The 12,140-nt window shown below is 26.6% G+C and carries 14 protein-coding genes; 11 read left to right on the forward strand and 3 right to left on the reverse strand.

Going from position 1 to position 12,140, the window contains the following annotated elements:
* Positions 1-5: 5 nt before the first annotated feature.
* Together ruvA and ACZ5OA_RS04825 are read right to left on the reverse strand one after the other, a co-directional pair.
* Positions 6-557: a Holliday junction branch migration protein RuvA gene (ruvA, locus tag ACZ5OA_RS04820; protein ID WP_464906747.1), complete on the reverse strand. Its 552-nt coding sequence runs from the start codon at positions 555-557 to the stop codon at positions 6-8.
* Positions 541-2,436: a flagellar assembly protein A gene (locus ACZ5OA_RS04825; protein WP_464906748.1), complete on the reverse strand. Its 1,896-nt coding sequence runs from the start codon at positions 2,434-2,436 to the stop codon at positions 541-543. The genes ruvA and ACZ5OA_RS04825 overlap by 17 nt, the downstream gene beginning before the upstream one ends.
* 30 nt (positions 2,437-2,466) lie before the next feature.
* Between ACZ5OA_RS04825 and murJ the strand changes: the two genes are divergently transcribed.
* The 11 genes from murJ to ACZ5OA_RS04880 all read left to right on the forward strand — a co-directional run bounded on the left by murJ (position 2,467) and on the right by ACZ5OA_RS04880 (position 11,431).
* On the forward strand, positions 2,467-3,780 hold the full coding sequence (gene murJ, locus ACZ5OA_RS04830; RefSeq protein ID WP_464906749.1) for a murein biosynthesis integral membrane protein MurJ: 1,314 nt from the start codon (positions 2,467-2,469) through the stop codon (positions 3,778-3,780).
* A 221-nt stretch (positions 3,781-4,001) separates the two neighbouring features.
* Entirely contained in the window at positions 4,002-5,390 is a 1,389-nt protein-coding gene (gene cysS, locus ACZ5OA_RS04835; RefSeq protein ID WP_464906750.1) for a cysteine--tRNA ligase, read from the forward strand.
* Positions 5,390-6,448: a quinone-dependent dihydroorotate dehydrogenase gene (locus tag ACZ5OA_RS04840; RefSeq protein ID WP_464906751.1), complete on the forward strand. Its 1,059-nt coding sequence runs from the start codon at positions 5,390-5,392 to the stop codon at positions 6,446-6,448. Before cysS ends, ACZ5OA_RS04840 begins: the two co-directional genes overlap by 1 nt.
* 61 nt (positions 6,449-6,509) lie before the next feature.
* Positions 6,510-7,007 (forward strand): 3-isopropylmalate dehydratase small subunit, encoded by a 498-nt coding sequence (gene leuD, locus ACZ5OA_RS04845; protein ID WP_464906752.1) that lies wholly within the window; start codon positions 6,510-6,512, stop codon positions 7,005-7,007.
* A complete protein-coding gene (gene leuB / locus ACZ5OA_RS04850; protein ID WP_464906753.1) occupies positions 7,008-8,075 on the forward strand; it encodes a 3-isopropylmalate dehydrogenase in 1,068 nt (355 codons plus the stop codon). It abuts the gene before it with no gap.
* On the forward strand, positions 8,062-8,307 hold the full coding sequence (locus ACZ5OA_RS04855; RefSeq protein ID WP_464906754.1) for a tetratricopeptide repeat-containing protein: 246 nt from the start codon (positions 8,062-8,064) through the stop codon (positions 8,305-8,307). The genes leuB and ACZ5OA_RS04855 overlap by 14 nt, the downstream gene beginning before the upstream one ends.
* A gap of 9 nt (positions 8,308-8,316) precedes the next feature.
* Positions 8,317-8,562, forward strand: coding sequence for a CiaD-like domain-containing protein (locus ACZ5OA_RS04860; protein WP_464906755.1), 246 nt, complete (start codon positions 8,317-8,319; stop codon positions 8,560-8,562).
* A complete protein-coding gene (locus tag ACZ5OA_RS04865; RefSeq protein WP_464906756.1) occupies positions 8,555-9,577 on the forward strand; it encodes a tRNA nucleotidyltransferase/poly(A) polymerase family protein in 1,023 nt (340 codons plus the stop codon). Before ACZ5OA_RS04860 ends, ACZ5OA_RS04865 begins: the two co-directional genes overlap by 8 nt.
* 77 nt (positions 9,578-9,654) lie before the next feature.
* Entirely contained in the window at positions 9,655-10,482 is an 828-nt protein-coding gene (purU, locus tag ACZ5OA_RS04870) for a formyltetrahydrofolate deformylase (RefSeq protein ID WP_464906757.1), read from the forward strand.
* Between the two features lie 110 nt (positions 10,483-10,592).
* Entirely contained in the window at positions 10,593-11,072 is a 480-nt protein-coding gene (locus ACZ5OA_RS04875; RefSeq protein ID WP_464906758.1) for a tRNA (cytidine(34)-2'-O)-methyltransferase, read from the forward strand.
* Positions 11,072-11,431, forward strand: coding sequence for a nitrous oxide-stimulated promoter family protein (locus tag ACZ5OA_RS04880; protein WP_464906759.1), 360 nt, complete (start codon positions 11,072-11,074; stop codon positions 11,429-11,431). The genes ACZ5OA_RS04875 and ACZ5OA_RS04880 overlap by 1 nt, the downstream gene beginning before the upstream one ends.
* A 72-nt stretch (positions 11,432-11,503) precedes the next feature.
* On the opposite strand, the gene ACZ5OA_RS04885 is transcribed toward ACZ5OA_RS04880, so the two are convergent.
* Positions 11,504-12,106: a 3-methyladenine DNA glycosylase gene (locus ACZ5OA_RS04885; protein WP_464906760.1), complete on the reverse strand. Its 603-nt coding sequence runs from the start codon at positions 12,104-12,106 to the stop codon at positions 11,504-11,506.
* Between the last annotated feature and the right edge of the window lie 34 nt (positions 12,107-12,140).

Raw genomic sequence — 12,140 nt, forward strand, 5'->3', positions numbered from 1 at the left:
CTTTTTTAAAAACTTGCTAATTTTTTAAGAGCCAATTTAACTGCCTCTTCTGTTGAAGTAACTTTTACATCTTTTAATGCTTTTATAATAGCATCCTTTTTAAATCCTAAATTCTCTAACGCAGTTATTGCATCTGGAATAGCACTATCTTCCGCGCTTATTTCACCTACACTAAATTCTCCAAGCTCCACAAGAATTCTACTTGCACTTTTGGGACCAATTCCTGGGACTTGTTTAAGTGCTGATATATTTTTAGTTTGAACTATACTTGCAAATGTTTGCGGAGTAAATGTCGAACATATTGCCAAAGCAACTTTGGGACCTACTCCATTAATTTTGATTAAAGTATCAAACATCTTTTTTTCAAATTCATTTACAAAACCATACAAAGTATAACTATCTTCTCTAATTATTTCAGTAATATATATAAATACATTATCTTTTAATTCAGAATATGTATTTACACTTACTCTAATTTCATAAATTACATTATTTACATCTATTAAAACACTATTTAATTTTTTTTTAAATATTTTTCCTCTAAGAGCTGCTATCATCTTTACTCCCTACTATTTTATATTCCATCTCTCCAAAATCTTTAAGCATAAATACTTTTGTATTTCTATCTTTTTCTTTTGTATCATATATTATTGTCATAGGAGGTTCAATCATATGAAATTCTATTCTATTGAATTCAGGAAAACCTGAATGAGAAACTACTTTTGCTAAAAATATACTATTTTGCATTCCCTCAAGTCCATTTTTAATAGATGCTATTTTTTCTTTTATTTCTTTTAGAGAATCTTCAATTTTTTTAGTTTGTTTTATAAAATCGTTATATTTTCTTAATTTTTGTAACCATACTGATTTAATAGGTATATTATTTTGTTTATATTCATTTATCTTCATTTTTAATTCATTAATTGAAAATTTATTTTTTAAAATTATTTGTCTATTTTCATCATATTTCTTTTTATATTGTCTAAATTTTATTTCAAGTTCTTTTATAGAATCTTCTTGTTTTTTAATATAATCAACTTTATTTTCCACTTTACCTTCATCAATTATAAATTTATTTTCACCACCTTTTAAAGTTTCAATTTCAATTAAATTTGATGATATTAAAGTAATATGCGAACCTAAAAGATCTACTTTTATCTCTTTTGCACTAACTTGACCACTAACTGCTTGTAAAATATGAACTTTCTCAGCTTCTATTTTCCCACCTTCAAGTCTATGGACTAAAACTTCTTTTCCTTTTAATAAACCTCTATGAACATTTATATCTGCATCAGTAGCAATTATTTTCGAGTTCCCATGTGTTTGACCTTCAATTACTAATTTTTTTGCTTTTATTTTAGTATTATTTCCTATATTACCTTTTACAACTAAATCTGTTGTTTCAACCACCATCCCATCGGCAATAGCCTCTTTCATAGCATCACTTTCATTTATCTCAAGTTTTATATCACTGTTTTGAGCCCCTCTAACATTCCCAGTTTTTAAAGATATTTGATTAACTTCCAGTTCATCTTTAACAAAAATAGTTCCATCCTTAACATAAACATATCCATTTTTATTTGCCATATATTTGATGGACTCATCATCTTCTTTTTTTAAAACATCATCATTATTACTATTAAAATTAGGAATTTGGCTTTCTTTCAATTCAGGAATTTTTATATATTTACCCCTACAATTTCTACCGTTTTTTCCTTCTTTTGGTTTTATTATTTCTATAATAACATCATCTTTTTTTATGGGATAAATAAACTCTTTTACAAATTTATCTTTTTTTTCTAAATTTTTATAATGTTCAATTAACTCCATTTTTATAGGATTAATAGGCGTAATAGCTTCACATAAAGTAACAGAAAAATCTTCTTCTATCATTCCAACTACTCTAATTTTTGTAATTAAATTTTTAATATCATTTACTAATTTTTCTTCAAAAGGTTTAAATTTAATTATCATTTGTGCTTTTAATTTCTTTTTATATAACTCATTTAATATAATAGATTCTAATTTATTAGAATAGTTAAGTAATGACTGAGGAGAAATTAGAAAAATAGCATGTGTTAAAGATCTATTAGCTTGAAATTTTCCTATTAACTCAAAATCATCCAAATATTCAAATTTTTTAATTTTTATTTCATACGATTGTTTAATCTCAAAATCTTCATTTAATAAAAGCCTGTTTTTTATAACTAAATCTTCAGTTTCGTCATCCATTAATACAAAATCACTATCTTTATGAAGTTTTATATATGTTTCAACACTAAAAATATCAAAATCTAAATTAGACAAAGCTAAATTATATTTTTTACTAACTTCTTCTAAACTGTTAGATACATTATTTGTTTTAACAATCTGTGTTGTAAATTTAATTTCTTTAGTTTCTTCTTTTTTATTTTTAAAAATACCAAACAATCCCATTTTTTTCCTTTTTATGCTACAATTTCATCTATGTTTAAAGCAATATTTACAAATAGTTTCGGAATTCTATTTTCAAGAATTCTTGGTTTTATCAGAGATTTATTAACAGCATCCATTCTTGGAGCAAATATATACAGTGATATTTTTTTCGTGGCATTTAAACTGCCAAATCTTTTTCGCCGTATTTTTGCAGAAGGTGCATTTACTCAAAGCTTTTTACCAGCTTTTAGTGCAGCTATTCATAAACCTTCTTTTTCATTTAATATTTTAAAAAAGTTTTTTATTATTATACTGTTATTATCCATAATTGTCACTATATTTGCCCCATATATTACAAATATTTTAGCATTTGGATTTAACAATAAAGCCAAAAATATAGCAGCCCCTTTAATTGCTATTAATTTTTATTATTTAGATTTCATATTTTTAGTTACTTTTTTAGCTAGTTTATTACAATATAAAAATCATTTTGCTACTACTGCTTTTTCGACTGGACTTTTAAATATAAGTTTAATTATATCATTACTTTTGTCATACAATAAAGAGCCTTTAATGATTATTTATTATATGAGCTTTGGAGTTTTAGTAGGAGGATTATTACAATTAATTGCACATTTAATTGCCGCTAAAAAATTTAAAATATTAAAACTTTTAGAGATTGGGTGTAAAAGTAAAAAAGAACCAGAACTAGGAGAAAAAAAATTCCAAAAAGCCTTTTTACCATCAGTTTTAGGAAATTCAACTGCCCATATTTCTGCTTTTTTGGATACTTGGCTTGCTACATTTTTAGTAAGTGGAAGTATTAGTTATTTGTATTATGCTAATCGTCTCTTTCAGCTTCCTTTAGCACTTTTTGCAATAGCTACAAGTGTTGCTGTATTTCCAAAGCTTTCAAAATATCTAAATAATAATGAAGAAAAAAAAGCCAATGAAATTATAAAAAAAAGCTTTTGGTTTTTAGCTATTATTTTATTAGTCGCTACTATAATTGCTTTTGTAGGTGCTAAATTAATTGTGCAATTACTATTCCAAAGAGGTGCATTTAATCATACTGATACAGTCAATACGGCTTTTGTATTACAAATGTATATTTTAGGACTTATTCCTTTTGGACTTTCTAAAATATTTTTAAGTTATTTATACTCTACTCATCGTCATATGAAAGCAGCTAAGATTTCTGCCATTTCTCTGGGATGGAATATAGTTTTTAGCTTAATCTTAATTTATCCAATGGGTGCAAGTGGATTAGCACTTGCAAGTACCTTTACAGGATATATTCTATTTTTCTTAAGCATTAAGGAATTTGGATTTGATAATTTTAAAAAATTGTTTACTTCACAATAAAAGTTAGGTACTGACTAAATAAAACGAAACAACTGTAAATTTTAACGAAAAAAAGCGTTAAAAAAAGTGTGCTTCAAACCCGAAGGGCGCTTACGCTCCCTTTTTAGCTTTTTGTAGTGTTAAGAAATTTGCATTATTGTTGAGAGTATTTTAAGTCAGTATTTAATTTTATCTTAATATTTTTGTTATAATTCCAAATATAAAAATTAGGAGTAAATTAAATGAAAATTTTCAATTCTCATACCAAACAAAAAGAAGAATTTAAACCAATAAAAGATAATAATGTAAAAATTTATGTATGTGGTCCAACAGTATATGATGATGCTCATTTAGGACATGCAAGAAGCTCAATAAGTTTCGATTTACTTCGAAGAACACTCGAAAAAACCGGTTACAATGTAACATTTGTAAAAAACTTTACTGATATTGATGATAAAATCATAAATAAAATGAATCAAACTGGTAAAACTCTCAAAGAAATTACAGAATTTTATATAAATAGCTATTTAAATGATATGGATAAATTAAATGTAAAAAGAGCAGATATTGAGCCAAAAGCAACTGAAAGTTTAGATGCTATGTTTGAACTCATTCAAATATTAAAAGATAAAAATTATACTTATGAAATAGAGGGTGATATCTATTTTGATACTTCAAAAGATAATGAATATTGTTCTTTATCTAATAAATGTCAAGAAAATACAGAAAGTAGAGTTTGTAATTTTGGTAAAAAAAATCCAGCAGATTTTGCTTTATGGAAAGCTTGTAAAGGCGAAGATGATGTATGTTTTGATTCTCCTTTTGGAAAAGGTCGTCCAGGATGGCATATAGAATGTAGTGCAATGATAAAAAAACATATAGCTTATGACGAGGAATTTGAAATTGATATTCATGGAGGTGGCGCAGACCTCTTTTTCCCTCATCACGAAAATGAAGAAGCTCAAAGCCATTCGGCTTATGACAATCATTTAGCTAAATATTGGATGCATAACGGATTTGTAAATATTAATGGTGAGAAAATGAGTAAATCACTTGGAAATAGCTTTTTTATCAAAGATGCACTAAAAATATATGATGGAGAAATTTTAAGATACTATTTAATGCAAACTTATTATAGAGATGGATTCAATTTTAGTGAAGAAGACCTTTTGGTAAGTAAAAAAAGACTTGATAAAATTTATAGACTTAAAAAAAGAGTTTATGAAATTATTAAATCCAATCAAGATAAAGAATTTGAAACTAAATTACTTGAAGCTATGAGTGATGATTTAAATATATCAAAAACGTTAGCCGTAATTGATGAGTTCATTTCTTACGCAAATGAAACACTAGATAAAAGTCCAAAAGATAAAGTTTTAAAACAAAAAATTAATTCTAATATAAAATATATTTCTGAATTATTAGGAATTGGTAGTAAAGATGCTTATCAATATTTTCAAATAGGAATCGATGAAGATACTAAAGAAAAAATAGAAAAATTAATTTCAAAAAGAAATGAAGCTAAAAAAGAAAAAAATTACGAAGAAGCTGATAAAATTAGAAATGAAATATTAAGTTTAGGGATAAAAATCCAAGATACACCAAATAAAACATTATGGGAGAAAGTATAATGTATGAAAAAATTAGACCAATTTTATTTAAAATGAATCCGGAAAGTGCTCATCATTTGGCTGAAATAGCTTTAAGCATGGCAAGACGATGTCCTCTATTTTTCAATTGGATGAGCGAAAAATATTTTGTAGAAAATGAAAAACTTCATCAAAAAATTTGGGGATTAGATTTCAAACATCCAATAGGAACTGCTGGAGGATTTGACAAAAATGCGACAATGATTCAAGCACTTCCGAGTTTAGGCTTTGCGTGGGGCGAACTAGGTGCAGTTACTCCAAAACCACAACCTGGAAACGAAAAACCTCGTGTTTGGAGACACATAAAAGAAGAATCACTTCAAAATGCTTTTGGATTCAATAATGAAGGAGTTGAAGTAATTTCTAAAAGACTTGATGAAATTTATCCATTTATTTTACCTCTTTGTATGAATATAGGTAAAAATAAAACTACTCCAGAATATAAAGCAATTGAAGATTATAAAATTTTAGTAAAAAAATTAAAAAATAGAGTTGATTTTTTTATAGTAAATGTATCAAGCCCAAATACTCCAAATTTGAGGGATTTATTAAATGAAGAATTTGTTTCTAATCTATTTATTGAACTTAAAAAAATCACAAACAAACCTATTCTAATGAAATTAAGTCCTGATATGGATATTGAATTTGCAATCCAAATCGCCAAAATTGCAGTCCAAAATGGAGCAGATGGAATAGTTGCTACAAATACAACTGTTGATTATAATTTGGTTAAAAATCCCCAAAACAGAGGTGGGCTCAGTGGAAAAGTTTTAAAAGAAAAAGCTTATAAAATGTTTGCAAGCCTTGCAAAAGAATTATTTGGCAAAACTATTTTAATAAGTGTTGGTGGAATTGATAGCGCTGAAGAAGCTTATAAAAGAATCAAAGCGGGGGCTAGTTTGCTTCAAATATTTACTGCTTTTATTTATCATGGGCCTGAACTATTAAAAACAATAAATGAAGGTATCCTTGAACTTATGAAAAAAGATGGATATAATCATATTTCAGAGGCTATTGGGAGTGATCTGAATAAAATATAAATTTGTAAAAAATTAAAAATTTTTGTAAAATTCGAATAAAGATATTAAAAAGGATATATATATGAATATAATAACTGGAAAAGTTTGGAAATTTGGAGATAACATAGATACAGATGTAATTATCCCAGCAAGATATTTGAATACATCTGACCCACATGAATTAGCAAAACATGTAATGGAAGATGTAGATCCAGAATTTTCTAAAAAAGTTCAACCAGGAGATATTATAATAGGAGGTTGGAATTTTGGTAGTGGAAGTAGTCGTGAACATGCTCCAATTGCTCTAAAAGCAGCAGGAATAAGTGCAGTAATAGCTAAAAGTTTTGCAAGAATTTTTTATAGAAATTCTTTTAATATGGGACTTCCTATTTTTGAACTTTTTGAAAGTGATGAAATAAATGAAGGCGATTTAATAAAAATTGACCTTGATAATGGAGAAATTCATAATTTTGAAACTGGAAAAACTTATAAATTTACTCCAATCCCGGAATTTATGCAAGAATTAATCGCAGCAGATGGACTTATAAATTATGCAAAAGAAGAGATAAAGGAAAAATAGATGAGTAATAAATATAAAATAGCTTTAATCAAAGGTGATGGAATTGGCCCTGAAATTGTAGATGAAGCTGTTAAAGTTTTAGACGCAATAGCGAGTGTAGAAAATATATCATTTGCATATAACGAATATTTAATGGGTGGATGTGCAGTAGATGTATTTGATAATCCATTACCTGCTGATACAATTAGTGGTGCTCTAAATAGTGATGCAGTTTTATTTGGTGCTATTGGTGGACCACAATATGATTCTTTGCCATCAGAAAAAAGACCTGAAATGGGGTTGTTAAAATTAAGAAAAGCTCTAAATGTATTTGCCAACATTAGACCAGCAGTTATTTTTGATGAATTAACAGAAGCTTCAACTCTAAAAGAAGAAGTAGTTAAAGGTGTAAATCTTTTAGTTGTTAGAGAACTAACTGGTGGAATTTATTTTGGAGAACCAAGAGAAAAAAAAGAAGATGTAGCATATAATACAATGATTTACACAAGAGATGAAATCAAAAGAATTGCAAAAGTAGCATTTGAACAAGCTATGCAAAGAGATAAAAAAATAACTTCAGTTGATAAAGCGAATGTTTTAGAAGTATCTAAATTATGGAGAGAAGTAGTTATTGAAATGTCAAAAGATTATCCGGAAGTAAGATTAGAGCATATGTATGTAGATAATGCAGCTATGCAACTTATTAGAAATCCAAAACAATTTGATGTTATTTTAACAGGGAATATTTTTGGAGATATTTTGAGTGATGCGGCAAGTATGATAATTGGAAGTATAGGTTTACTTCCTAGCTCAAGCATTGGTGGAAAAGTTGGGCTATATGAGCCAATTCATGGAAGCGCTCCTGATATCGCAGGTCAAGGAATTGCAAATCCAATCGCAACTATTATGAGTGCAAGTATGATGCTTCGAGATTTAGGGGAATTAAAAGCAGCTGATAGAATAGATAATGCTATAAAAGATGTTTTAAAAGAAGGATATAGAACTCATGATTTAGCTAACTTCGATGCAAAAGAAGTAGTTAGTACAGAAGAAATGGGAAGCTTGATAGCTGAATATGCAACAAAATAAAACTTATGCCAAAATTTTAGAATCACAAGGCTTTTTCACAGAAGCTTTTGTGATTTATAAAAAACTTCTTAAACAAAATCCAGAAGATGGAGAAATAAAAACTGCACTTAAAAGATTAAAAAAAATTAGAACAAAATTTAATGGAACCGATAATAATATAAAAGAATTTTTTATACAAATGAATGAAAATAAGTTTAATGAATTTGAAAAATGGCTTATAAAAGGCTTTTAAAGGAATAAAATGAATGATTTAAAAGATGTAATTTTACAAACTCTTGAAGAAATAGATGAAAATGATGAAATTACAGAGACTTCTACAGCCAATTCAATTGATAAAGATTTTTTATTTAATTTAAAAGAAAAATTGTTGGTTTTATTCGAAGGACTTCAATCTCCAAATATAGTAGAATTAGATAAAAAACTTGATTTAACACTTAATTTCCTTGAATTTACTCTTGCCCAAATTGAAAAAAAATTGAATGAGTGAATTAGAAGAAATAACAAACTTCCTTAAACCTTACACAAAAAGAGCCTATTTAGTAGGTGGTGCAGTTCGTGATATTTTACTGAATAAAACTCCTATGGATTTTGATATAGAGATATATGATATTGAGCCTAACCAATTTGAAAGCCTTATGCAAAAGCTTGGTGCCAAAGGAGTAGGAAAAAGTTTTTTTGTTTACAAATACAAAAACTTCGATTTATCTCTTCCAAGAATTGAAAATAAAGTTGCTAAAGGGCATAAAGGATTCAATGTTAAAGTATGTCAAGATGAAAAAAAAGCAAGTCTAAGAAGAGACTTTACAATAAATTCAATTATGATAAATATTTTTACAAATAAAATTTTAGATTTTTATGGCGGACGAAATGATATAAAAAGCAAAATTATTCGTCACATTGATGATATTAAATTTAAAGAAGATTCTTTAAGAGTTTTAAGGGCTATGCAATTTGCAAGTAGACTAAAATTTAAAATTGCCCCTGAGACTATTGAATTATGCAAAGAAATTAATTTAAATGATTTAAGTCATGACAGAATATACAAAGAGTTTGAAAAAATGTTTTATTCTAAATATCTATATTATGGTTTTTACTATTTTATAAAACTAGATATTGCAAAAAAAGTTTTTAATTTAGACATACCACCTACTCTATTTTGTAAACTAAGTAAAATATATAAAATAAATCCTCATCCAAGCTATTTTTTATATTATTTAAAAAATTATAAAAAATTTAATTTTGACTTTTTTCCAAAAAATATAAAACGACCTGCTTTAATGAAAAAGAAACCAAAAAAAATAAGTAATCGTTTTTTAATAGCTCTTTCGCTAAAATATTCTCTTAAGACTTGGTCTATTTTAAACAATAATTGCTGTAAAGAATGGTTAATTGAAAATAATTTATATGAAAAAAAATATAAACCCCAAAAAATAGACCCAAAAAATCCCAAAAAATCAATTTTAGAAGAGATAAAAAAGAAAAAGTTTGATATAATAAACTAAAAAATATGACACTGACTTAAAACACTGGGCAATACAGTTGTTTTATTTATTTAGTCAGTATCAAACAAGGACGAAAGTTGAAATATATTCTTTTAATAGATACAAAAGATGAAACAGGTTTAATTTATAAAATTTCAAAAGCTTTATTTGATAATAATATAAATATTACAAATGAACAAGAATTTGTAGATAATGAAAATTCTAAATTTTTTTATAGAAGTGAAATAAGTGGAGAAATAGATATAATCTCTCTAAAAAATAACCTTCAAAATATTTTACCATTAGCAAACATAAAAATAACTAAAAAGGAAACCAAAAATGTAGTGCTTTTGGCTACAAAAGAAGCTCATGCATTAGGCGATATCTTAATCAAACAATATGGAAAAGATTTAGATATAAATATTCAATGTGTCATAGCAAATAGAGAAAATTTAAAAAATTTAGTTGAAAGATTTGGAATCCCATTTTATTATATAAATGCTGATAATTTAGATAGAATTGAGCATGAAAATAAAATGATAGAAGTAATTGATAAATATAATCCAGATTTAATAGTTTTAGCTAAATATATGAGAATTTTAACTCCAAATTTTGTAAGCAAATATCCAAATAAGATTATAAATATTCATCACTCTTTCTTACCAGCTTTTATTGGTGCAAATCCTTATAAACAAGCATATAACAGAGGTGTTAAAATAATTGGTGCAACTGCACATTTTGTAAATAATGACTTGGATGATGGGCCAATAATAGAACAAGATATTACAAGAGTAAATCACGAAATGAGTTGGGAAGAAATGAGAAACAAAGGGCGTGATGTAGAAAAAAATGTATTAAGCAGAGCTTTAAAACTAGCGTTAGAAGACAGGATATTTGTATATGGCAATAAAACAATCATTCTCTAAAGAGGAGATAAAAACTAAAATCATAAAAGATAGATTATCTCATATTTTTAAAGAAAATCAAAAAAGTATTGCTAAAATTTTAGCTTATCTTATTAAAAGGCATAAAAAAAATGTTTAATATAGTTTTATTTAATCCACAAATTCCTCATAATACAGGGGCTATTGGACGCCTTTGTGTAAATAGTAATGTAAATTTACATCTTATAAAACCTCTTGGTTTTGATATAGGTGAAAAAGCAGTTAAAAGAGCTGGGCTTGATTATTGGCATAAAGTTAATTTAACAGTTTGGGAAAATTATGAAGATTTTTTTGCAAATGTGGATATAAGTAGATGTTTTTTCTCTACTACTAAAAGCAAAAAGCCCTACTTTAAAGCAAAATTCAAAAAGGGTGATTACATAATTTTTGGAAGTGAGACAAGTGGTATTCCAATGGAAATAATGAAAAAAAATGAAAATAATATGATAACTATTCCAATGGGAAAAGAAGGAAGAAGTTTAAATCTTGCTATTAGTGCTGGAATAGTTTTATATGATGCCATCAGACAAAATTTCAATGAATTTGATTGTGCTAATTGCGAAGAAAACTAATGACAAATGAAAAATTTAGAGGCGAAATAGATACTTTAAAAAAGTTTTTTGAACTTTACTGCCATGACAAACATCAAGATAGGATTATGCATGAAGGAAATTATAATATTCCTTATAATAACGAATATTTCAAACTAAATATTACTCTTTGTGATGAATGTAATTCTCTTTTATCTGTAAGTATTAGAAATTTACAAAACTGCCCACATGAAATAAAACCAAGATGTAGAAAATGTCCTAATCCTTGTTATGAAAAAGAAGATTGGAAAGCAGTTGCTAAAATTATGAAATATAGTGGAATGAAATTAGGTCTTGGAAAAGCTGGAAAAAGATTAAAAAAGTTTTTTAGAATAAAGTAAAGATTTTTATTTTTTATAGGCAATGACCTAAAACATTCAACAAGAGGGCAAATTTTTTCGTTTATTTAGTCATTACCTTTTCATATATTCAACAATCATTCCGTGAAAACGAGCATAACATAAATTTAAATCATTCTCATTTTCTTTGGCTATTTTATCAAAATTATCTTCAATACCACTTTGTAAAAAATATTGAATATCCTCATATTCAAAAAATTCCATACCTTTATTTGTTAATAGTTTTTGAGTATATTTATCAACTACCATAGTTTCTCTAAAACAAACATAGCACAAAATTGCATCTGCACTTTCAAATCCTATTCCTTTTTGAGATAAAAGCCATTCACGAGTTACATTTTCTTGAAAATTTTCAAAATCTCCAAACTCATCCACTATATTTTTTGCTAAAAGTTTTAATCTTTTTGATTTTTGATTTTTAAATCCACTTGGTGCAATTTTATCAGATAAAACTCTTTCATCAATTTGAATTAAATATTCCAAACTAACTTCATCTAAATTATTCATAGATTTGTGTGCATTTTGCCATTTTGTATTTTGAGTCAAAATCGTACTTATCAAACACCACAAAGTTCCTGCATTTGGCCACCAATACTTTGGAGAATTGATAAGTAAATTTTTATCTCTTAAAAACAGATATAAATCAAGTGATGTCATTTTTTTCCTTTTTTAAATTCGAATAATATAGACA

The sequence above is a fragment of the Thioreductor micantisoli genome (assembly GCF_055392745.1).